The organism is Streptomyces tendae, from assembly GCF_008632955.1.
GTDB lineage: Bacteria > Actinomycetota > Actinomycetes > Streptomycetales > Streptomycetaceae > Streptomyces.
In genome coordinates, this window is record NZ_CP043959.1 from 1,311,226 (window position 1) to 1,333,207 (window position 21,982).

Annotated in this window: 22 protein-coding genes; 10 read left to right on the top strand and 12 right to left on the bottom strand. The window is 71.5% G+C overall.

From position 1 onward, the window contains the following. Nucleotides 1–70 precede the first annotated feature (70 nt). Entirely contained in the window at nt 71–403 is a 333-nt protein-coding gene (locus tag F3L20_RS06250; RefSeq protein ID WP_145827394.1) for an ATP/GTP-binding protein, read from the top strand. Between the two features lie 7 nt (nt 404–410). Here the strand turns inward: F3L20_RS06250 and F3L20_RS06255 are convergent, their stop codons facing one another. The 7 genes from F3L20_RS06255 to mce all read right to left on the bottom strand — a co-directional run bounded on the left by F3L20_RS06255 (nt 411) and on the right by mce (nt 10,131). Continuing rightward, entirely contained in the window at nt 411–1,298 is an 888-nt protein-coding gene (locus tag F3L20_RS06255) for an ABC transporter permease subunit (RefSeq protein ID WP_150152901.1), read from the bottom strand. After that, entirely contained in the window at nt 1,295–2,524 is a 1,230-nt protein-coding gene (locus tag F3L20_RS06260; RefSeq protein ID WP_150152903.1) for an ABC transporter ATP-binding protein, read from the bottom strand. Before F3L20_RS06260 ends, F3L20_RS06255 begins: the two co-directional genes overlap by 4 nt. A gap of 120 nt (nt 2,525–2,644) precedes the next feature. Further along, nucleotides 2,645–3,418, bottom strand: a complete 774-nt coding sequence (locus F3L20_RS06265) for an ABC transporter permease (protein ID WP_024884544.1) — start codon at nt 3,416–3,418, stop codon at nt 2,645–2,647. Nucleotides 3,419–3,420: 2 nt separating this feature from the next. Continuing rightward, nucleotides 3,421–4,374, bottom strand: a complete 954-nt coding sequence (locus F3L20_RS06270) for an ABC transporter ATP-binding protein (protein WP_150152906.1) — start codon at nt 4,372–4,374, stop codon at nt 3,421–3,423. An 85-nt stretch (nt 4,375–4,459) separates the two neighbouring features. Next, nucleotides 4,460–5,398 (bottom strand): cellulose-binding protein, encoded by a 939-nt coding sequence (locus F3L20_RS06275; protein WP_024884546.1) that lies wholly within the window; start codon nt 5,396–5,398, stop codon nt 4,460–4,462. A 183-nt stretch (nt 5,399–5,581) separates the two neighbouring features. Beyond that, nucleotides 5,582–9,463: a polarized growth protein Scy gene (gene scy / locus F3L20_RS06280; RefSeq protein WP_150152909.1), complete on the bottom strand. Its 3,882-nt coding sequence runs from the start codon at nt 9,461–9,463 to the stop codon at nt 5,582–5,584. A gap of 227 nt (nt 9,464–9,690) precedes the next feature. Continuing rightward, complete coding sequence (mce, locus tag F3L20_RS06285) at nt 9,691–10,131, bottom strand: methylmalonyl-CoA epimerase (RefSeq protein ID WP_024884548.1); 441 nt, start codon at nt 10,129–10,131, stop codon at nt 9,691–9,693. A gap of 147 nt (nt 10,132–10,278) precedes the next feature. Here mce and F3L20_RS06290 point away from each other — a divergent pair, with 147 nt between their 5' ends. Further along, nucleotides 10,279–11,502, top strand: a complete 1,224-nt coding sequence (locus tag F3L20_RS06290; protein ID WP_145827400.1) for an acetyl-CoA C-acetyltransferase — start codon at nt 10,279–10,281, stop codon at nt 11,500–11,502. Nucleotides 11,503–11,542: 40 nt separating this feature from the next. Beyond that, complete coding sequence (meaB, locus tag F3L20_RS06295) at nt 11,543–12,499, top strand: methylmalonyl Co-A mutase-associated GTPase MeaB (RefSeq protein WP_145827401.1); 957 nt, start codon at nt 11,543–11,545, stop codon at nt 12,497–12,499. A 135-nt stretch (nt 12,500–12,634) separates the two neighbouring features. Here meaB and F3L20_RS06300 read toward each other — a convergent pair whose 3' ends face one another. Then, the gene (locus tag F3L20_RS06300; protein WP_150152912.1) at nt 12,635–13,219 is read right to left on the bottom strand and encodes a PepSY domain-containing protein; all 585 of its coding nucleotides are present in this window, start codon (nt 13,217–13,219) and stop codon (nt 12,635–12,637) included. Nucleotides 13,220–13,340: 121 nt separating this feature from the next. Here F3L20_RS06300 and F3L20_RS06305 point away from each other — a divergent pair, with 121 nt between their 5' ends. Together F3L20_RS06305 and F3L20_RS06310 are read left to right on the top strand one after the other, a co-directional pair. Further along, nucleotides 13,341–14,060: a response regulator transcription factor gene (locus F3L20_RS06305; RefSeq protein WP_150152916.1), complete on the top strand. Its 720-nt coding sequence runs from the start codon at nt 13,341–13,343 to the stop codon at nt 14,058–14,060. Continuing rightward, complete coding sequence (locus tag F3L20_RS06310; RefSeq protein ID WP_150152919.1) at nt 14,057–15,541, top strand: sensor histidine kinase; 1,485 nt, start codon at nt 14,057–14,059, stop codon at nt 15,539–15,541. Before F3L20_RS06305 ends, F3L20_RS06310 begins: the two co-directional genes overlap by 4 nt. 15 nt (nt 15,542–15,556) lie before the next feature. On the opposite strand, the gene F3L20_RS06315 is transcribed toward F3L20_RS06310, so the two are convergent. The 4 genes from F3L20_RS06315 to F3L20_RS06330 form a co-directional block, all read right to left on the bottom strand. Further along, nucleotides 15,557–16,033 carry a MarR family winged helix-turn-helix transcriptional regulator gene (locus tag F3L20_RS06315; RefSeq protein ID WP_145827405.1) on the bottom strand — a complete coding sequence of 159 codons (477 nt, stop codon included), beginning with the start codon at nt 16,031–16,033 and terminating at the stop codon, nt 15,557–15,559. A 97-nt stretch (nt 16,034–16,130) separates the two neighbouring features. Next, on the bottom strand, nt 16,131–16,931 hold the full coding sequence (locus F3L20_RS06320; RefSeq protein ID WP_150152922.1) for an AIM24 family protein: 801 nt from the start codon (nt 16,929–16,931) through the stop codon (nt 16,131–16,133). Continuing rightward, a complete protein-coding gene (locus F3L20_RS06325) occupies nt 16,928–17,578 on the bottom strand; it encodes an AIM24 family protein (protein ID WP_150152925.1) in 651 nt (216 codons plus the stop codon). Before F3L20_RS06325 ends, F3L20_RS06320 begins: the two co-directional genes overlap by 4 nt. Before the next feature lie 2 nt (nt 17,579–17,580). Beyond that, nucleotides 17,581–18,213 (bottom strand): AIM24 family protein, encoded by a 633-nt coding sequence (locus tag F3L20_RS06330; protein ID WP_145827408.1) that lies wholly within the window; start codon nt 18,211–18,213, stop codon nt 17,581–17,583. Nucleotides 18,214–18,437: 224 nt separating this feature from the next. Here F3L20_RS06330 and F3L20_RS06335 point away from each other — a divergent pair, with 224 nt between their 5' ends. From F3L20_RS06335 to F3L20_RS06355, 5 genes are all read left to right on the top strand, one after another. Continuing rightward, nucleotides 18,438–18,782, top strand: a complete 345-nt coding sequence (locus F3L20_RS06335) for a DUF3817 domain-containing protein (RefSeq protein ID WP_150152928.1) — start codon at nt 18,438–18,440, stop codon at nt 18,780–18,782. Continuing rightward, entirely contained in the window at nt 18,779–19,072 is a 294-nt protein-coding gene (locus tag F3L20_RS06340; RefSeq protein ID WP_150152931.1) for an MTH1187 family thiamine-binding protein, read from the top strand. Before F3L20_RS06335 ends, F3L20_RS06340 begins: the two co-directional genes overlap by 4 nt. Before the next feature lie 113 nt (nt 19,073–19,185). Next, nucleotides 19,186–19,695, top strand: a complete 510-nt coding sequence (locus F3L20_RS06345) for a MarR family winged helix-turn-helix transcriptional regulator (RefSeq protein ID WP_145827411.1) — start codon at nt 19,186–19,188, stop codon at nt 19,693–19,695. Nucleotides 19,696–19,738: 43 nt separating this feature from the next. Continuing rightward, nucleotides 19,739–20,077, top strand: a complete 339-nt coding sequence (locus F3L20_RS06350; protein ID WP_145827412.1) for a DUF3817 domain-containing protein — start codon at nt 19,739–19,741, stop codon at nt 20,075–20,077. Nucleotides 20,078–20,161: 84 nt separating this feature from the next. Continuing rightward, on the top strand, nt 20,162–21,862 hold the full coding sequence (locus F3L20_RS06355) for an acyl-CoA mutase large subunit family protein (RefSeq protein ID WP_150152934.1): 1,701 nt from the start codon (nt 20,162–20,164) through the stop codon (nt 21,860–21,862). Nucleotides 21,863–21,982 lie beyond the last annotated feature (120 nt).

Here is a 21,982-nt window from a genome sequence, read left to right on the forward strand (position 1 = left end):
GCGTACCCCGGCGTCCGACGCGTAGGCTGGACGCGGTCCGTGCATCCTGTATAGCCCCGTGAGGTGTCCTGTGTCCCCGCGTCGCAACCGACCCAAGGGAGCCGGTTCGTCCGGCCGGAGCGCCGAGGACGACCGCTCCGGGCGCTACGGCGGCTGGCAGTCCTCGGAGGACTGGCACGGCGAGTCCTGGAGCGTGCGGCACGTGGCCGGCTCCAGCGCCCAGGGGAAGGCCTACCGTTGCCCGGGCTGCGACCAGTTGATCCCGGACGGGGTGCCGCACGTGGTGGCCTGGCCGGAGCACTCGGGCGTGGACGAGCGCCGGCACTGGCACAAGGCCTGCTGGAACGCGAAGGACCGCCGCACCACGCGGGTGCAGCGGTCCCGTAACGCGCCGAGGTTCTGAGCGCTTCCTAGACGTCCCGCTTCTGCAGCAGGGCGAAGGCCCCGCCGAGCGCGGCCGCCGTGACGACCAGCATGATCCACAGCGGGTCCCATCCCGACGGGCCGGAGTCCGACAGGGAGTTGGCGTAGAAGATGCTCATCTGGTTCGGGATGGAGTACTCGAACAGCGCCTGCTGCACGTCCTCCAGCGAGGTGGAGAACATGAACAGCGCGATCACCAGCGGGGCGAGCACCGCGCCGATCATGATCGTGATGGCGCCCGCCGAGTGCCGCACGATCGACCCGATCGCCAGCGACAGGGTGCCCAGCAGCGCCAGGTAGAGCGAGACGCCGACCGTGCCCTTCAGCCATTCCTCGCCGGAGGGGGACTTGGCGTTGTACCCCTCCAGCAGCGACACGTGCAGCAGACCGACGAGTGTGGCGCACACCAGCGTCACCACGAAGGCCAGCACGAAGAACACCAGCGCCTTCGCCGCGAGCACCCGGCCGCGCGTGGGGCAGGCGACCATCGTCGTGCGGATCATGCCGGTGCCGTACTCGGAGGCCGTGGTGAGCACGCCGAGTGTGATGAGGCACATCGAGCCCAGCAGCAGTCCGAAGAAGCCCAGCGACAGCGGGCTCTCGCCGCCCAGGTCGGGGTCGGCGCTCGCGACCACCAGGCCGGTGAGCAGACCGATGCCGACCACGAGCGCGACGAACACGCCCGTCGTCCACAGGGTCGAGCGCACGGACTTGATCTTCGTCCACTCGGAGGCGAGCGCGTGCCCGAGGTGGGTGCGCACCACCGGGATCGGCGAGGTGTAGCCGGGATACGCGGGCGCGGACGGTGCGGTACCGGGGGCCGCCTGCCACTCGGGTGCGGCGCTCTGCGGCATCGGGGGCTGGGGCGTGCTCATCGGGCGTCCTCGGACTCGGTCGGCTCGGCGGAGGGGGCGGGCTGCGGCGCGACGGCCGGGGGAGCGGCCGGAGCCGGGCCCTGCGGCGCCTGCGCGTACGGGTTCGGCGCGGCGGCGGCGCCCAGAGCGGCTCCCGGCGCCGCCGGTGCGCCGTAGGGGCCCGCGGGGGCGCCCTGCGGCGGGGCGAACGGCTGCCCGCCCTGCTGGGGCGGCGGCGGGGCGTACCAGCCGGGCTGCCCCTGCCCCGGCACCGGGAGCGGCGGCTGGGCGCCGGGCGGCAGCGGCTGCTGCAGCCCCTCCTTCTGGTCGATGGTGGAGCGGTAGTCGACGGCGCCCTGCGTCATCCGCATGTACGCCTCCTCCAGGGAGGCCTGGTGCGGCGACAGCTCCCACAGCCGTACGTCGTGCTCGTGGGCGAGGTCGCTGATCCGCGGCAGCGCCAGTCCCGTCACCCGCAGCGCGCCGTCCTGCTCCGGCAGCACATGGCCGCCGGCCTCGGTGATCGCCGCCGACAGCTTCTCCCGCTGCTGCGGCTCGCTGTCGGGGGTGCGCACCCGGGCGAAGCCGGCGGAGTTGGCGGAGATGAAGTCCTTCACGCTCATGTCGGCCATCAGCTGCCCGCGGCCGATCACGATGAGGTGGTCCGCGGTCAGCGCCATCTCGCTCATCAGGTGCGAGGAGACGAAGACGGTGCGGCCCTCGGCGGCGAGCGACTTCATCAGGTTGCGCACCCAGAGGATGCCCTCGGGGTCGAGGCCGTTGACCGGCTCGTCGAACAGCAGCACCTGCGGGTCGCCGAGCAGCGCCGCCGCGATGCCGAGGCGCTGGCCCATGCCGAGGGAGAAGCCCTTGGACCGGCGGCGGGCCACCTCGTGCAGGCCGACCACGCCCAGCACCTCGTCCACCCGGCGGGCCGGGATGCCCGACAGCTGGGCCAGGCTCAGCAGGTGGTTGCGGGCGGTCCGGCCGCCGTGCACCGCCTTGGCGTCCAGCAGCGCACCGACCTGACGGGGGGCGTTGGGCAGCTTGCGGTAGGGATAACCGCCGATCGTGACCCGGCCCGCCGTGGGGTTGTCCAGACCCAGGATCATCCGCATCGTCGTCGACTTGCCCGAGCCGTTGGGGCCCAGGAAGCCGGTGACGGCACCGGGACGCACCTGGAAGGAGAGGTTGTACACAGCGGTCTTGTCGCCGTACCGCTTGGTCAGGCCGACTGCCTCGATCATGCTCCGCACCCATCGAAAGGTTCAGGACAGCAGGGCACACGCCCCCGTAAGGGTTAGGAGCTTATCGGGACACTGACGGTTCCGCTCAAGGCCGGGTGAGAACCGGTCCGGTGCGGTCACTCACTGGGCGTCACGCCGCTTCAGCAGCACGTATCCGCCGGCGACCGACGCGATCACCCACAGCGCCATGATCCCGAGGCCGCCCCAGGGGCCGTACGGGGTGTCGTCGTCCACCGGCGTCACCACCCGCATGATCCGGCTGCCCGCCTGGTCGGGCAGGAACCGGCCGACCTTCTCCGTGGCGCTGACGTTGCCGAGGATGTTGGAGATCAGGAAGAAGAACGGCATCAGGATGCCCAGCGACAGCAGGGGGGAGCGCAGCATCGCGGCGACGCCCATGGAGAACAGCGCGATGAGCGTCATGTAGAGCCCGCCGCCGATGACCGCGCGCAGCACCCCGTCGTCGCCGATGGACGTGCCGAGGTCGCCGAGCATCAGCTGGCCCAGGAAGAAGGTGGCGAAGCTGGTCGCCATGCCCACCACGAACGCCAGCGCGGTGGCCACGGCCAGCTTGCTGAACAGGAACGTGCCGCGCTTCGGCACGGCCGCCAGCGAGGCGCGGATCATCCCGGTGCTGTACTCGTTCGACACCACCAGCACACCGAACACGATCATCGCGAGCTGGCCGAGGCTGGTGCCGGCGAAGCTGATGAACGTCGGGTCGAAGGAGAGCCGCTCCCGCTCGCTCAGGTTGCCGAACTCGTTCTTCGACAGGGCCGAGATCAGCATGCCGAGGGCGATGGTGACGACCACCGCGGTCGACAGCGTCCACACGGTGGACGCCACCGACCGGATCTTGGTCCACTCCGACCGTACGGCCTGGGTCGTCGCCATGCTCAGCCCTTCGTCCAGGTGTCGCCCCACTGCTGCGGGGGGACGGGTGCGCCCGTGTGGGCGTGGTACTCCACCGATTCGGCCGTCAGCTGCATGAACGCCTCCTCCAGGGAAGCCTGTTGCGGGCTCAGCTCGTGCAGCACGACGCCGCTGCGGGCGGCCAGGTCCCCGACGGTCTCCGCGCTGGAGCCGTCCACCTCCAGCGTTCCGTCCACGCCGTCCACGGCGGTGATGCCGGCCCCGTGCAGCAGGTCCAGGAGCAGTTCGCGCTGCGGGCTGCGCACCCGGACGTAGGAGCGGGAGTTGCGTTCGATGAACTCCGCCATCGAGGTGTCGGCGAGCAGCCGGCCCTGGCCGATGACCACGAGGTGGTCGGCGGTGAGCGCCATCTCGCTCATCAGGTGGGAGGAGACGAAGACCGTGCGGCCCTGGGCGGCGAGCGACTTCATCAGCGTGCGGATCCAGTGGATGCCCTCGGGGTCGAGCCCGTTGACCGGCTCGTCGAACATCAGGATCCGCGGGTCGCCGAGCAGCGCGGCGGCGATGCCGAGGCGCTGCCCCATGCCGAGCGAGAACCCCTTGGCCTTCTTCCGCGCCACCGTCGTCAGCCCGACCGTGTCCAGCACCTCGCGGACCCGCCGTTCGGGGATGCCGTTGCTCTGCGCGAGCCACAGCAGATGGTTGTAGGCGCTGCGCCCCGGGTGCACGCCCTTGGCCTCCAGCAGGGCGCCGATGTTCGTCAGCGGGTCCTTCAGCCGGTCGTAGTGTGTGCCGTCGACGCGCACGTCCCCGGAGGTGGGGTGGTCGAGCCCCAGGATCATCCGCATGGTGGTCGACTTGCCGGCGCCGTTCGGACCGAGGAAGCCCGTGACGATGCCAGGCCTGACGGTGAAGGTCAGGCTGTCCACCGCCACCTTCTCGCCGTACCGCTTGGTCAGCCCCTCGAGCTCGATCATGCGGCCACGCTAAAACGGGACAAAGCCCTCTGCCACCTCAGTGGCAGAGGGCTTCGCCGGGGTCCGGTCGCCCTGTCCGGGGGTGTTACCGGGACTGCTGGGCCGGGACGCCGCGGGAGATCGGCTCGTCCTCGGTGGCGGGCGCGCCGGTGGCGGCGACCGCGGCACCCGTGAGGGTCGCCAGCATCTCGCGGACGTTCGTCAGCTGGGCGTTGATCGAGTCGCGGCGGTTGGTCAGCGCGGCGAGCTCACGCTCGGACTCCGAACGGATCCGGTCGGCCTTGGCGTTGGCGTCGGCCACGATGTCCTCGGCCTGGCGCTGGGCGGTCTCCACCGTCTGGCGGGCCCGGCGCTCGGCGTCGGTACGCAGCTTCTCGGCCTCCAGGCGCAGCTGCTCCGCGCGGTGCTCGATCTCCGCGAGGCGCTTCTCCGCCTTGGCCTGACGCGAGGCGAGGTCGCGCTCGGACTGCTCGCGCCGCTTGGCCAGGTTCGTCTCGAAGTCGGCCGCGGCCTGGGCGGCCTTGGCGCGGGTCTCCTCGAAGAGGGCGTCCGCCTCCTCGCGCTTGGACTGGGCGTCCTTCTGCGCGTCGGAACGCAGCTGCGAGGCCTCGCCCTGGGCCTTCTCGACGATCCGGACGCCCTCGTCCTCCGCCTTGGACTTGCGCTCGGCGGCGTAGGCCTCGGCGTCGTTCCGCACCTGCTGGGCGGCCGACTCGGCGAGCTCGCGGTGCTGCTCGGCCGCGCGCCGGGCCTCCTCGCGCAGGTCCTTCGCCTCCTCCTCGGCGAGGCGGAGGATCTTCTCCACGCGCGCGCCGAGACCCGCGTACGACGGCTCCGCGTCGTTGACCTGGGCCTGGGCGTTCTGCGTCTCGAGGTGGAGCTCTTCGATGCGCTTTTCCAGAGCGGTGATGCGGGCGAGAGCGCTGTCACGGTCGGAGACGAGCTTGGAGATACGTTCGTCCACCTGAGCGCGGTCGTACCCACGCCGCACAAGCTCGAAGCCGTAGGGGGAAGTGTCGCTCATGGGGTTCCTGTCGAATGAGACCGGTGAGGTGATAGGTGGAATCCTAGGGGCCGAAGCGCTGTGTCATCGAGCGGATGCACGTTTGATACGGAAGATGACACCCCTTTTGAGTGGCTCGCCGCCGGAAGCCTTGCCAAAGCCATGGTCAAAGCCCTCACCGTACAAGGGAATTCACCCGGTTTGCTAGCTGTCGCCTGACTTGCCACCCGTACGGGTAGCACCCGCCGCGGCCCCCGCCTTGACGCCGTTGTCCTTGCCGCCGCCCGGGGCTTCGAAGGACTCCAGGGCCTCCAGGACGTCCTGGACACGCGAGATCTCCGCGTTGATGTCCTCGCGGCGCCGTACGAGGACCTCCAGCTCGCGCTTGCCCTCCTCGACCGTACGCCGTGCCTCGCGCACCGCCTCGGCCTTCAGCTCCTCGGCCTCCTTCACGAGCGTGGCCTTCTTCTGCTCCGCCTCCTTCAGAAGACCCTCGGCCTTCTTCACGGCGGCGATCCGCACCTTGCCCGCCTCGGAGTTGGCCTCGGAGACGATCTCCTTCGCCTTGGCCTCCGCCTTCGCCAGCTGCTCCTCGGCCGCCTTGATCAGCGCGTCGCAGCGGTCGCCGGCGGACTTCATCGTCTCCGCCGCCTCGCGGCGGGCCCGCTGGTGCAGCTCCTCGATCTCGGTCGTGATGCGGTCGCGCAGCTCCTCGGCGCGCTCCCGGATCTGGGTCGCGTCCCGGCGCGCGCCGACCAGCAGCTCGTCGGCGTCCGTACGCGCCTTCTCCACCAGCGAGTTGCCCTCGACCCGGGCCTGGCCCACCAGCCGGTCGGCCTCGCTGCGGGCCGCGCCGACCATGGTGTCGGCCTGCGACTCGGCGTCGGCCGTGGTCTTCAGCGCCTGCTGCTGCGCCTCGGTGAGCAGCTTGTCCGCCTCGGCGGTGGTCTCCGTGATGAGGGTGTCGACCTGCTCGGCCGCCTCCGAACGCCGCTTGTTGGCCTCCTTGCGGGCCTCGTCCAGCGTCCGCTCGGCCTCCTCGCGCGCACCGGACACCAGCCGCTCGACCTCGGTCTCGGCGTCCGCCTTGACCCGCTCGGCGTCCCGCCGGATCCGCTCCGCGTGCTGCTGCGCCGACCCGACCGTCTCCGCGGCCTCGGCCCGCAGCCGCTCCGCGTCACCGGTGGCGTCCGCGATCAGCTTCTCCGCCTTGGCGACCGACTCCGAGCGCACCCGCTCGGCCTCGGCGACCGTCTCGGTACGCAGCCGGTCGGTCTCCGTGATGGTCTCTTCGGTGAGCCGCTCCGCCTCGCTGCGCGCCTCGGTGATGAGCGTGTCCGCCTGCGTCGCCGCGTCCGAACGGATCCGGTTGGCGTCCTCGCGGGCGTCCGCCCGGGTACGCGCGGCGGCCTGCTCGGCCTCGGCGACCGCGTCGGACGCCTCGGTGCGCATCCGCTGCGCGTACTCGGAGACCTCCGAACGGATCCGGTCGGCCTCCGTGATCGCCTCCGAGACGGTCCGCTCGGCCAGCGCCTTGGCGTCCTCCGTCTCCTCCCGCGCCTCGCGCCGCAGCCGGCTCGCGTCCTCGCTCGCCCGCTCCCGCTCCGCGTAGGCGTCGGTGCGGACCCGGTCCGCCTCCTCCTCGGCCTCGCGGCGGGTGCGCTCCGCCGCGTGCTCGGCGGCGCTGCGCAGCCCGGCGATCTCCTCCTGCGCCTGCTCGTGCAGCCCCGCGACGGAGTCCCGCACCTGCTGGGCGTGCTGCTCGGCCGCCGACACCATCTCCGTGGCGCGGCGGTCCGCCTCCTCGACCAGCCGTACGGCCTCGGCCTGCGCCTCCTCGACGCGGGTGCGCGCCGACGCCAGCAGCTCCTCGCTCTGCTCCCGGGCCCGCTCGCGCTCCTGGTCGGCCTCCTCGCGGGCCGCGCCGAGCAGTTCCTCGGCCTCCCGGCGCCGCCGGGCCGCCTCCTCCTGCGCTGCCGCCAGCGTCTCGGACGCCTCCGTGCCGATCCTCTCGGCGGCCGCCTGCGCCTCCGCGCGCATCCGGTCGGCGCTGTCCTGCGCCTCCGACTTCAGCCGCTCCGCCTCGGCCGCGGCCTCCGACCGCAGCCGCACGGCGACGGCCTCGCCCTCCGCGCGGGACGCCGAGGCGTCCGCGGCGGCCTCGTCGCGGAGCCGCTCGGCCTCCTGCTCGGCCTGCTGCCGGAGCGTACGGATCCGTTCGGCGGCCTCGGTGCGCAGCCGCTCGCTCTCCTCGGACGCCTCGCGGCGGATCCGCTCGGCCTCCTCGCGCGCGTCGCTCAGCGCCTGCTCGGCGGCGGCGAGCCGCTCCTCGGCCTCGGTGTGCAGCCGCGTCAGTTCCTCGGCGGCCTCCGCGCGGCGCGCCTCGACGGCCCGCTCGGTCTCCTCGCGCAGCTCGCGGGCGGCCCGCTCGGCGTCCTCCTTGAGGGCGTCGGCCTGCTCCGAGGCCTCCGCGCGGTGCCGCTCGGCCTCCTTGCGGGTGCGCTCCAGGGTCTCCTCGGCCTGCCGGCGCAGCGTCGTGGCGCGCTCGATGGCCTCGGTGCGGACCTTCTCGCTGTCCGTCTGCGCGGTGGAGCGCAGCTCGTCGGCGTCCGCCTTGGCCTTGGCGAGCAGCTCCTCGGCGGACTTGGCCGCCTCCTCGATCTGCGCCACGGCCTCCTTGCGGGCCTCCGCGCGGATCTTCTCGCCCTCGGCGACCGCGTCGGCGCGCAGCTGCTCGGCCTCGCCGCGCAGCCGGCGCGCCTCCTCCTGCAGCTCGACCGTCTTGGCGCGGTACTCCTTGGTGTCGTCCTTCGCCGCGCCCTTGAGCTGCTCGGCGATGTCGTGCGCCTCGGCCCGCAGCCGGTCCGCCTCGGCCTCGGCCTCCCGGCGGATCCGCTCGGCCTCCTCGGCCGCCGCGCGGGTGGTCTGCTTGGCCTCCTCCGAGGCCTTGTTGAGTACGTCCTCCGCGGTCTTGGCCGCCTTGGACAGCTGGGTGGCGGACTCCTCCGCGGTGAGCGTGCGGGCCTTCTCGGCGGCCTCCGCGACGATCTTCTCGGCCTCGGCGCGGGCGTCGGCGACCAGCTGCTCGGCGTCCGCCTTGGTGGACTCGGCCTCCTTGGTGGCCTCGCTGACCAGCCGCGCCACCTGCTCCTTGGCGGTGCGCGTACGCGTCTCGTTCGCGGCCTCGGCGGAGGAGAGCGCCTTGGCGGCGGCCTCCTTCGCCTCGGCGAGCACCTTCTCCGCCTCGGAGCGGGCCTCGCGCAGCGCGGTCTCGGCCTCGGCCATCCGCTCCTCGGCGGCCCGGCTGAGCTCCTGCGCCTGACGGCGCGCCGACTCCGACTCGCTGACCGTGGAGGTGCGCAGCTGCTCGGCGTGCTCGGTGGCCTCCTGCGCCTGCGTGGACGCGGCGTTCAGCAGCCGCTCGGCGTCCGCGCGGGCCCGGCGCAGCAGCTGCTCGGCCTCGCTGCGGGCCGCCTCCGCGTCGCTCTGCAGCCGGCGGCGGGCCTCGGCGGTGAGCCGCTCCGCCTCCTCGCGGGCGGCGGCCAGCGCCTGCTCCCGCTCGGCGCGGGTCTCCTCCATCAGCCGGCGGGCCTGCTCCTCGGTGCGGGCCCGCAGCTGCTCCGCCCACGCCACGTTCTCGTTGACGTGCGACTCGACGGTCTGCCGGCGCTCGGCCAGCTCCTGGTCGAGCTGCTGGCGCCGGGTCACCGCCTCCTGGTGCAGCTCCGCCTGGAGACGGGCCGCCTGCTCGGCGTGCTCCTGGAGGATGCGCTGGGTCTGCGCCCGCGCCTGGCTCAACTCCCGCTCGGCGTCCGCGCGCAGCTGGTCGGCCTGCAGCTGCGCGTTACGGAGCAACTGCTCGGCCTGGTAGCCGATGTCGCCGCCGTCGTAGGCGGGCCGGGACATGATGGTGCGGCGCGCCTCGTGCAGCTTGGCGCGCAGCACCTCGACCTGGTAGCCGAGGTCCTCGGCGTGCTGGATCGCCTTTTCCCGCTCGGTCTTCAGCCGCTTCATCTCGGCTTCGAACCGAGAGAGGTGGTCGACGTCAGCCGCCGGCTCTCGCTCCTGGCTCTCGTAGCCCCGCACTGCGCGGTCCCATCCGTCCCCTGGTCGCAAGTCTGGCCGAGCTCCGCCCATCCCGAACGGAGCCCCCGGGGAATGGTGTCAGATCATCGGCGGAGCATGGGCTGCTGCCCCGCGCTCGCCCCCCGCCACCCGGACCCCGGCGATCCCGTCGCCGAACACGACGGGACTCGGTCACCACGCATCGAGCGGCGACCAGACCCAACCCTACCGGCCCTTATGTACGTGGGTCAGTGCTCGGACGACTCAACGGGCGCGGAAGTGACCAGTTCTGTCAGTACGCCGTGGCAGTCCTTCGGGTGCAGGAAGGTGATCCGTGACCCCATGGAGCCGCGCCGGGGCTCTTCGTACAGAACGCGTACGCCCTTCTCCTTGACGTCGGCCGCGTCCGCGTCCACATCCGCCGTACCGAAAGCGATGTGGTGGACGCCCTCGCCGTTCTTCGCGAGCCACTTGGCGACGGTGGAGTCCTCGCGGGTCGGCTCGAGGAGCTGCAGGTAGGAGGCTCCGCCGTCCGAGGTCTCGTTGATCTTGAGCATGGCCTCGCGCACGCCCTGCTCCTCGTTGACCTCCGAGTGGAACACCTCGAAGCCGTAGGTGGAGCGGTAGAACTCCACGGTCTTGTCCAGGTCGAAGCAGGCGATCCCGATGTGGTCGATTCGCGTCAGCATGAAATCAGTGCAGCGCCCCCGCGGCGGTTACGCAACGTGCGCGCGATCACACCGAAAGGCCGATGACGGGGTCCACCGCGCGTCAGTACATTCGAAGTAAACCCTCGTTCACTCCTCGGCTGTGCAGCCGGAAGGGGACCGCAGCTCATGACTTCTGCATCATCTGCATCATCCGCAACGAACGGCACGACGTCCGTCATCGTGGCGGGCGCCCGCACCCCGATGGGTCGGCTGCTCGGTTCGCTGAAGTCGTTCTCCGGAGCCGACCTCGGCGGCTTCGCGATCAAGGCCGCCCTCGACCGTGCGGGGATCGGCGGCGACCAGGTCCAGTACGTGATCATGGGACAGGTGCTCCAGGCCGGCGCGGGCCAGATCCCGGCCCGCCAGGCGGCCGTGAAGGCAGGCATCCCGATGAGCGTCCCGGCGCTCACCATCAACAAGGTCTGCCTCTCCGGCCTCGACGCCATCGCGCTGGCCGACCAGCTGATCCGCGCGGGTGAGTTCGACGTGGTCGTGGCCGGCGGCCAGGAGTCCATGACCAACGCCCCCCACCTGCTGCCCAAGTCCCGCGAGGGCTACAAGTACGGCGCGGTCCAGGTGCTCGACGCCATGGCGCACGACGGTCTGACCGACTCCTTCGAGAACATCGCCATGGGCGAGTCGACCGAGAAGCACAACACCCGTCTCGGCATCGCCCGCCCGGAGCAGGACGAGATCGCCGCCCTGTCCCACCAGCGGGCCGCCGCCGCGCAGAAGAACGGCGTCTTCGAGGCCGAGATCACCCCGGTCGAGATCCCGCAGCGCAAGGGCGACCCGGTGCTCTTCAGCAAGGACGAGGGCATCCGCGGCGACACCACCGCGGAGTCCCTCGGCAAGCTGCGCCCGGCGTTCGCCAAGGACGGCACCATCACCGCCGGCTCCTCCTCGCAGATCTCGGACGGTGCGGCGGCCGTGGTCGTGATGAGCAAGGCCAAGGCGCAGGAGCTGGGCCTGGAGTGGATCGCCGAGATCGGCGCCCACGGCAACGTGGCCGGCCCCGACAACTCGCTCCAGTCACAGCCGTCGAACGCCATCCGCCACGCCCTGAAGAAGGAGGGACTGGAGGTCTCCGACCTCGACCTGATCGAGATCAACGAGGCCTTCGCCGCGGTTGCCGTCCAGTCAATGAAGGACCTGGGTGTTTCCACCGAAAAGGTGAACGTCAACGGTGGCGCCATCGCCCTCGGCCACCCGATCGGGATGTCCGGCGCGCGGCTGGTGCTGCACCTGGCGCTGGAGCTGAAGCGGCGGGGCGGCGGCGTGGGCGCCGCGGCGCTGTGCGGTGGCGGCGGCCAGGGTGACGCGCTGATCGTACGGGTACCCAAGGCCTGAACCGGTTGTTGCCGACTTCCCTTACGTGAACGGAGCTGTGATGCAGGACGTCTCCACTCTGGTGGCCCAGGCCAGAGAGGGCAGGCCACGGGCCGTGGCCCGGCTGATCTCCCTGGTGGAGGGGGCGTCCCCGCAGCTCAGGGAGGTCATGGCGACTCTCGCGCCGCTCACCGGCAACGCCTACGTGGTCGGCCTCACCGGCTCCCCGGGCGTCGGCAAGTCGACGTCCACCTCGGCGCTGGTGACCGCGTACCGCAAACAGGGCAAGCGGGTCGGCGTCCTGGCCGTCGACCCGTCCTCCCCCTTCTCCGGTGGCGCCCTTCTGGGTGACCGCGTCCGGATGTCGGAGCACGCCTCCGACCCGGGCGTCTACATCCGCTCCATGGCCACCCGCGGCCACCTCGGCGGCCTCGCCTGGGCCGCGCCGCAGGCCATCCGCGTCCTGGACGCGGCCGGCTGCGACGTGATCCTGGTGGAGACGGTGGGCGTCGGCCAGTCGGAGGTGGAGATCGCCTCCCAGGCCGACACCTCCGTGGTCCTCCTCGCCCCCGGCATGGGCGACGGCATCCAGGCCGCCAAGGCCGGAATCCTGGAGATCGGCGACGTCTACGTCGTCAACAAGGCCGACCGCGACGGGGCGGACGCCACCGCCCGCGAGCTGAACCACATGCTGGGCCTCGGCGAGTCCCGTGGCCCCGGCGACTGGCGCCCCCCGATCGTCAAGACGGTCGCCGCCCGCCAGGAGGGCGTCGACGAGGTCGTCGAGGCGCTGGAGAAGCACCGTGCCTGGATGGAGGAGCGGGGGGTCCTCGCGGAGCGCCGCCAGGCGCGTGCCGCCCGCGAGGTCGAGACCATCGCGGTCACGGCCCTCCGCGAACGCATCGGCGACCTCCACGGAGACCGCCGCCTGGGGGCGCTCGCGGAACGTATCGTCACGGGTCAGCTCGACCCGTACCGGGCGGCGGACGAGCTGGTGGAAGGACTCACCGGCAACTGACTCCCGCGCCGGGGCTCCGCCCCGGACCCCGGTCCTCACACGCCGGAGGGGCTGAAGATCAGCCCCTCCGGCGTGTGAGGACGAGGCCCGCCAGGGCCGACAAGGGGGGTCCGGGGGCGCAGCCCCCAGGGACCGTCAGTCGTCGTCGCGGTCCGCCGTGACCGCGGCGGACTTCAGGTCGACCTTCCACTCCCGCTCGTCCCCGCCGGAGGCGCGCGTCTCCGTGTCCCAGCCGCGGTCGTCCCCGTCGTCGTCCAGGTCGACGGAGACGACCCTGCCCTTGGACTCCGCCACCTCCGCGGCCTGTCCGGCCGTCACCGAGGCGTTCTTCAGCGCGGCGCGCACCTCGGCGGCGTCGTCCTCGTCGTCCTTCTGGGCGCCGAGCACCTTGCCGGTGTCCGGGGCGATCCTGACGCTGTGCCAGGTGTCGCCCTTGCCGAGGACGTCGATCTCCCAGGAGCCGTCGTCCAGTTCGGCGGAGACGGCCGTGCCCGGGGTGTGCTTGAGCGCGGCGGCGACGGCCTCCGCGGCGGTCACGTCTCCGGGGACGGCGGCGCGCCCCGCGTCGTCGTCCTCGCCGGAACGGTCGTCGCGGTCGTCGTCCGTCCGCGTCACCGACGCCGAGTCGTCGTCGTCCCCGGCGACCGCGAGGGCCGTCGCCGTGCCCCCGCCCACCAGAGCCGCGGCCGTGACGACGGCGATCACGATGTTGCGCTTCATGTGCGTTCCTCCCGAGTCGGTGTGCTTCGCGCTGTACGACATCAATGTCGCCCACCGACGCTGAGTGGAAGCTGAAGCAGCCTGAAGTGATCTTCAGCTTCCCTTTGCGACCCTGGACCGCATGCGCCCACCCGTCTCCCACCACCGCCCTGAGGGAGGCGCTTCGCGCCGCCCCTTCCGACTCCTGATCGTCGAGGACGAGAAGCGCCTCGCCCTCTCCCTCGCCAAGGGCCTCACCGCCGAGGGCCACGCCGTCGACGTCGTGCACGACGGCCGGGAGGGGCTGGACCGGGCCACGGCGGAAGCGTACGACCTGGTGATCCTCGACATCATGCTGCCCGGCCTCAACGGCTACCGGGTCTGCGCCGCCCTGCGCGCCGCCGGGCACGACGTGCCGATCCTCATGCTCACCGCCAAGGACGGCGAGTACGACGAGGCCGAGGGCCTGGACACCGGCGCCGACGACTACCTCACCAAGCCGTTCTCGTACGTGGTCCTCGTCGCCCGGGTGAAGGCGCTGCTGCGCCGCCGGCCGGCCGCGGACGCGTCCCCGGTCCATGTGCACGGTGACCTGAAGGTGGACACCGCCGCCCGCCGGGTCTGGCTCGGCGGTGACGAGATCGAGCTGACCGCCAAGGAGTTCTCGGTGCTGGAGCACCTGGTGCTGCGGGCCGGCGAGGTGGTGTCCAAGGCGGACGTCCTGGAGCACGTCTGGGACTTCGCCTACGAGGGCGACCCCAACATCGTCGAGGTCTACGTCAGCGCCCTGCGCCGCAAGCTGCGCGCGGACCTCATCCGCACGGTGCGCGGCGCCGGTTACCGGCTGGAGACGGCGCCGTGAGCCGTCTGTTCGGCTCGGTCCGCTCCCGGGCGACGCTCGGCGCCACGCTCGTCGTCGCCGTGGCCCTGGTCGCCGCGGGGACCGCCGTCCTGCTGTCCCTGCGGGCCAACCTGACCGGTGAGGCGGGCACCCGGGCGGAGCGATCCGCGCAGGCCGTCGCCTCCGAACTGGCCGTCCGCACACCGCTGGACAAGCTCTCCGGTCTGGACGCCGAGGACGCGCCGGTGCAGATCGTCGACGAGGACGGCACCCTGGTCGCCGCCTCGGAGGACCTGGAGCGGATCACCGGGACGGGCACCGCCGAGGTGACGCCCGCGCCGACGGGGACCGCGGGGGGCGACGCCCGCGACGACGACGGTGACGACGACCGGGACGCCCGCGCCGACGACTCCGGCCGTTCCGACGACGATGACGACGACCCGCTCGCCCCCGGCGAGATCGACCGTGGGACGACCTTCGCCAACGGCTCCGCCACCGTCGACGGCGACACCGAGGACTACCGTTTCGCCGCCGTGCAGGTGGAGACCCCCGACCGGGGCCGACTCACCGTGCACGCGGGCGCCCCGCTCGCCGCCGAGCACAGCGCCGTGGACACCGCGCTGACCGCCATGCTCATCGGTTTCCCGCTGCTGCTCGGTGTCGTCGCCGCGGTGACCTGGCTGGTCACCGGCCGCGCCCTGCGCCCGGTGGAGGGCATCCGCCGCGAGATGGCCGCGATCACCGCCTCCGAGGACCTGGGCCGCCGCGTCCCCGAACCGGCGACGCACGACGAGGTCGCCCGGCTCGCCCGCACGACCAACGCCACGCTCACCGCCCTGGAGGTGTCCGTGGAGCGGCAGCGCAGGTTCGTCGCCGACGCCTCGCACGAGCTGCGCAGTCCCATCGCCTCCCTGCGCACCCAGCTGGAGGTTGCCGCCGCGCACCCCGAGCTGCTCGACCTGGACGGCGCGGTCGAGGACACCGTGCGGCTGCAGAACCTCGCCGCCGACCTGCTGCTGCTCGCCCGCCTCGACGCGGGGGAGCGGCCCGCCGACACCCGGGTGGACCTGGCCGCGCTGGCCCGGGAGGGGGCCGCGGGGCGCACGGGTGTGACGGTGGAGGCGGAATCCGCGGAGGTGTCCGGGTCGCCCGGGCAGCTCGGGCGGGTGCTCGGCAACCTGCTCGACAACGCCGCGCGGCACGCCCGTGAACGGGTCATGGTGACCGTGCGCCGTGAGGGCGCCTGGGCGGTGCTCGGGGTCGGCGACGACGGCGAGGGCGTGGCCGAGGCCGACCGGGAGCGGATCTTCGAGCGGTTCGTACGGCTGGACGCGGCGCGCAGCCGGGACGACGGCGGGGCCGGTCTGGGCCTGGCCATCGCGCGGGACGTCGCCGTACGGCACGGCGGCACGCTCACCGCGGGCGCGGCGCCGGCGGGCGGAGCCCTCTTCGAACTCCGCCTGCCGCTCGCCGGCGCGGACCGGGGCACGCCCCGGGCGTAGGCGGTCAGGAGGAGGTCAGAGACGTCCCCGCTGGCCCCGCAGGTGCTCGGCGATGGGCTTGAGGGCCTTGTCGAGCTCGATCAGCGCCTCGGGGGAGAGCAGGTCGATGAAGTGCCGGCGCACCGACGCCACGTGGTGCGGCGCGACCTTCTGCATCGTCTCCATGCCGTGCTCGGTGAGGACGGCGTACAGTCCGCGGCGGTCGGACTCGCAGTTCTCCCGGCGGACCAGGTGGGCGTTCTCCATCCGGGTGATCTGGTGGGAGAGCCTGCTCTTGGACTGCATGGTGGCGGAGGCCAGGTCGCTCATGCGCATCCGCCGGTCCTCCGACTCGGACAGGTTCACCAGGATCTCGTAGTCGTTCATTGTCAGGCCGAACGGCTGCAGATCCTTCTCGAGCTGGTAGGTCAACAGCTTGTTGACCTCCAGGTGGGTGCGCCAGGCGCACTGCTCCGCATTGGTCAGCCAGCGGGTGGCCGTCTCGGTCTCCATGAATGAAGTCTACCTAAGGAAGTTGAAAGGCGAACTAATAGGGCTTCCGTGTGACGTCACGTGCAGGCGTTCGATGTCACACCCCGCACACTACCGCTCACAGCCCGAAGCGACGCTGGAGGTCTCCGAGCTGTCCGGGAAGGCGCTGTCCGCTTCCGGCCGGTCCGGACCGGGCGGGTCCGCCCCCTCCGGGCACCCCCGGCTGCTGCGGAGGCGCCCCGACGGCCTGCTCCGTCATCAGTGCCTCGGACGACTGCAGCAGCACCGTGCCGGCGCCGACGAACTCGAACTGGTGCTCCTCGCCGGACGCCCCGCCCAGGCCCGTCATCGCACGTAGACCGCCCAGGAGGCCGGTCATGTAGCCGTGGTCGTAGTGGTGGCACGGGGACGGGCAGTCCGCCCAGCCGACCAGCGCCTGCGGGTCCACCCTGATCGGCGGTTCCATGAACACCACCGGTCCGTTGGACGCCGCCACGAACTTTCCGGTTCCGATCAGTGTGAGAAAACCTGGCACGATCGACTGCTTCAGCGACAAGCTTGGCTCAAAAGCGAGCAAGTTGCCCGAGCGAATGGTCAGATTGCCGTCGTCCAAGTCGTACGAATTGACGTCGAAGGCCCGGTCGGCGAGGAGCATCTTGCCCGAGCCCTCCGCCACCACCCAGTCGCTCGCGTGCAGTGGCGAATGGAACGCCGTACGGACAAGTCGGTCGAGTCGCCCGTGCCCGATGCCGTTGAACTCGATGGCGCCGTAGTAGGCGATCATCTTCCCCTTCTGCATGAACCACTGGGTGCCCTTGAGCTCCACGCAGAAGGTGTAGGCGTTCACGTTGTCGTCGGTGGGCAGGGTCGCCGGGTCGAAGGCCGCCGTCCCGGTGCCCGGCGTTCCGTAGGTGCTCACAGCTTCTCCTCCGAGGCCTGGACGTAGACCGCGCCGCTGCCGCTCAGCTCCAGCTGGAAGGCCTCGCCGGAGCCCCGGCCCACCATGTCCCGCCAGCCGAGTGCCGTCGACAGCTTGTTGCGGACGTCACCGTGGTGGGCGACGTACGCCTGCGGGTCGACGTAGACCGCGCGCTGCGGGGTGATGGGCACCTCGATCACACCGCCGTGGGCCATCACGGCGACAGCGCCGTGCCCCTTGAGTGTGGTGGTGAACAGGCCCTGCCCGGAGACCTGGCCCCGGACCATGCCCATCACTCCGCCCTGGGAGCCGAGGAACACCGTGCCCTGCTCCAGCGTCCCCTCGAAGGCCAGCAGCCGGTCCGCCTCGACGTACAGGGTGTCCCCCGAAAGGTTGATCACCTGGATGTGGTGGCCGCCGTGCCCGAACAGCACGGTGCCGTTGCCCTCGACGGTCATCAGGGGCGTGTCCTCGTTCGCCACGCGCCGGCCGATCATCGACATCACCCCGCCCTGGCCGCTGCGCAGGTTCGGGGTGAAGCCGACCTCGCCCTTGTACGCGAGCATCGCGCCGCGCTGACTGAACAGCCGTTGGCCGGGCGCGACCGTCGCCTCGATCATCTTGGAGTTGATCTCCCGGAAGCCCATTGTCAGACGTCCCCCGCGATGGTGTTGCGCTCACTGGGCTGGACGTAGACCACTCCGTCGCCCTCGAAACGGATCTGGAAGGCCTCGCCGCCGCCCTCGCCCATGAACGTGCGGAACGTCACGCCCGACTGGAAGGACTGCCGCAGGTTGCCCTGGTGGGCGACGTATGCGCCCGGGTCGACCGTCAGCGGGTACTGCGGGCCGACCCGCAGCAGCACGGCGGGGCCGTCCGACATGATCGCGGCCTGGCCGTGCCCCTCGATCGTGGTCGTGAACAGCCCGTTGCCCTGGGAGGCGCCGCGCAGGCCCGTGAACGTCGTGCCCGTGCGCAGGCCGCCGTCCGTCGCCAGCAGGTTGCTGGACTCGACGTACAGCTTGTCGCCGTTGAGGGTCACCAGGTTGATCTCGGAGGCGCGGTCCGCGAAGAAGCAGGTTCCGTGCCCCTTCACCTCCATGAGCGTCATCTGCTCACCCGTGAGTCTCCGGGTCACCATCCCCCGGAGGCCCTCGCCGCCACCCGTGAGTTTCTTGAAGGCCATCTGCCCGTCGTACGCGACCATGGAGCCGTTCTTCGCCTTCACGGCGTCCCCGGTCATGTCGACGGCGAGCACCTTGCTGCTCTGAAGTCGGAACATCGCCACATTGCGACGTTAGCGGCCCCTTCGCCCCGCCGACAGGTCCCGCAGGGGGAGTCACACCCTGATCCGACCCGCACGGGCTCTCCGCGACCCCTACGGGCCCCACCCCGACCCCCTGCGGTGATCGCCCACGGGGTTTGCCACAATGGCTACGCTTGTGCGCGCGTTCACAAGCCGACCGCACCGTCGACGCCGACGTCTCTCCCTTTCGAAGGTGACCCGTGGACATCAAGACCGCCTCCGCCCTCCGCCGCCTCCGCCTGGTCTCGGGCCCCGAAGCGATCTCCTTCCTGCTGCTGCTCGTCTGCTCGGTCCTGAAGCGGACCACCGACTTCAACGCCGTCCCGGTCATGGGCGCGATCCACGGCATCCTGTTCGTCCTCTACGTGATCTTCTGGGCGGACGCCTGGAACCGCGCGAAGTGGTCGCTGGGCACCGCGGCGTACTACTTCGTCATGTCGGTGCTGCCGACCGGCGGCTTCTTCGCCGAGCGGCGGCTGAGGCGTGAGGCCGAGGACGCGGTGATCGCCTCCCGCGCCCGGAGCGAAGGGGTCGTGAACGCGTGATCGTCGCCTTCTCCGTGACGCCGCTGGGCGTCGGCGAGGACGTGGGGGAGTACGTCGCCGACGCCGTACGCGTGGTGCGCGAGTCCGGGCTGCCGAACCGCACCGACGCGATGTTCACCTCGATCGAGGGGGAGTGGGACGAGGTCATGGACGTGGTCAAGCGCGCCGTGGCCGCCGTGGAGGCCCGCGCGCCGCGGGTCTCCCTCGTCCTCAAGGCGGACATCCGCCCGGGCGTGCGGGACGGCCTGACGTCCAAGGTGGAAACCGTCGAACGGCACCTCTCCGACTGACCCCGTGCGGGGTGGGGTGGGCGGCAGCGGTGCGACCACCGTGCCGTCCGCCCCGTGGACCGAAGGGCGAGACGGGGCTGACCGGCATCTGACCCGCCGGTAGGGTCTGGTCCGTGCCGAAGCCGCTCAGTCTCTCGTTCGACCCCATCGCCCGTGCCGACGAGCTCTGGAAGCAGCGCTGGGGAAGCGTGCCGTCGATGGCCGCGATCACCTCGATCATGCGGGCCCACCAGATCCTGCTGGCCCAGGTGGACGCGGTGGTCAAGCCGTACGGGCTCACCTTCGCGCGGTACGAGGCGCTGGTCCTGCTGACCTTCTCCAAGTCCGGCGAGCTGCCCATGTCCAAGATCGGCGAGCGGCTCATGGTGCATCCGACGTCGGTGACCAACACCGTGGACCGGCTGGTCAGGTCTGGTCTGGTGGCCAAGCGCCCCAACCCCAACGACGGCCGCGGCACCCTCGCCTCCATCACCGACAAGGGCCGTGAGGTCGTCGAGTCGGCCACCCGCGACCTCATGGCGATGGACTTCGGCCTGAGCGCCTACGACGCCGAGGAATGCTCGGAACTCTTCGCCATCCTCCGCCCACTGCGGCTGGCCGCGGGGGATTTCGAGGGGGAGTGACCCCCCGGAAGATCGCCCGGAACGTGCGGTTACGCTCGACGGCATGAAGAAGAGCGTGCTGACCCGCTACCGGGTCATGGCCTACGTCACCGGTGTCCTCCTCGTCGCACTGACCATCGGCATGATCGGCAAGTACGCGCTCGAGCTGGATGCCGCCGACGACTTCACTCAGGTGGTCAGCATCGCGCACGGCTGGCTCTACGTCCTGTACCTGATCTTCGCCTTCGATCTCGGTTCCAAGGCGAAGTGGCCGGTCAAGAAGCAGCTCTGGGTACTGCTCGCCGGCACCGTCCCCACGGCCGCGTTCTTCGTCGAGCGCAGGATCAGCCGCGAGCTGGAGGCCCAGGTCGAGGACGGCGCGCCCGAGGTCGCCAAGGCCTGACGCAGCGCGTCGCACCGCCGTACGGACGAGCGTGCGGCGGTCTGCCATCGACATTTACTTGGACGTCCTAGTAAATTCGAGGGTATGGACGCTGACGCCATCGAGGAGGGCCGCCGTCGCTGGCAGGCCCGGTACGACGCCGCGCGCAAGCGCGACGCAGACTTCACCACGCTCTCCGGCGACCCCGTGGAGCCGGTGTACGGGCCCCGGCCCGGGGACAGCTACGAGGGATTCGAGCGGATCGGCTGGCCGGGGGAGTATCCCTTCACCCGCGGGCTGTACCCGACCGGCTACCGGGGGCGGACGTGGACCATCCGGCAGTTCGCCGGGTTCGGGAACGCCGAGCAGACCAACGAGCGCTACAAGATGATCCTCGGCAACGGCGGCGGCGGCCTCTCCGTCGCCTTCGACATGCCGACGCTCATGGGCCGCGACTCCGACGACCCGCGCTCCCTGGGTGAGGTCGGCCACTGCGGGGTGGCGATCGACTCGGCGGCCGACATGGAGGTCCTGTTCAAGGACATTCCGCTCGGCGACGTCACCACCTCGATGACCATCAGCGGGCCCGCCGTGCCCGTCTTCTGCATGTACCTCGTCGCCGCCGAACGCCAGGGCGTCGACCCGGCCGTGCTCAACGGCACCCTGCAGACGGACATCTTCAAGGAGTACATCGCGCAGAAGGAGTGGCTCTTCCAGCCCGAGCCGCACCTGCGTCTGATCGGCGACCTGATGGAGCACTGCGCGGCCGGCATTCCCGCCTACAAGCCGCTGTCGGTCTCCGGCTACCACATCCGCGAGGCCGGCTCGACGGCCGCGCAGGAGCTGGCGTACACCCTCGCCGACGGCTTCGGCTACGTCGAGCTGGGCCTCAGCCGCGGACTCGACGTCGACGTGTTCGCGCCGGGACTGTCCTTCTTCTTCGACGCGCACGTCGACTTCTTCGAGGAGATCGCCAAGTTCCGCGCCGCCCGCCGCATCTGGGCGCGCTGGATGCGGGACGTCTACGGGGCGAAGAGCGAGAAGGCGCAGTGGCTGCGGTTCCACACCCAGACCGCCGGCGTCTCGCTGACCGCGCAGCAGCCGTACAACAACGTCGTGCGGACCGCCGTGGAGGCGCTCGCGGCGGTGCTCGGCGGCACCAACTCCCTGCACACCAACGCCCTCGACGAGACCCTCGCGCTGCCCAGCGAGCAGGCCGCCGAGATCGCCCTGCGCACCCAGCAGGTGCTGATGGAGGAGACCGGCGTCGCCAACGTCGCCGACCCGCTGGGCGGTTCCTGGTACGTCGAGCAGCTCACCGACCGCATCGAGGCCGACGCGGAGAAGATCTTCGAGCAGATCAAGGAGCGGGGCCTGCGCGCCCACCCGGACGGGCAGCACCCGATCGGCCCGATCACCTCCGGCATCCTGCGCGGCATCGAGGACGGCTGGTTCACCGGCGAGATCGCCGAGTCGGCGTTCCGCTACCAGCAGGCGCTGGAGAAGGGCGACAAGAAGGTCGTCGGGGTGAACGTCAACACCGGGTCGGTCACCGGCGACCTGGAGATCCTGCGGGTCAGCCACGAGGTCGAGCGCGAGCAGGTACGGCTGCTCGGCGAGCGCAAGGCGGGCCGTGACGACGCGAAGGTGCGCGGCGCGCTCGACGCCATGGTCGCGGCGGCCCGCTCGGGCGCCAACATGATCGAGCCGATGCTCGACGCCGTGCGCGCGGAGGCGACCCTCGGCGAGATCTGCGGTGTCCTGCGTGACGAGTGGGGCGTGTACACGGAGCCCGCCGGCTTCTGAGCCGCCCCCGGACGACGCACCGCCCCGGCAGGCCCCGCGCCCGCCGGGGCGCGGCGCGTTCAGGGCGTGCGGGCGACCGCTCCGATCAGGATCGTCGCAGCGCGAGACCGGAGGGTGACG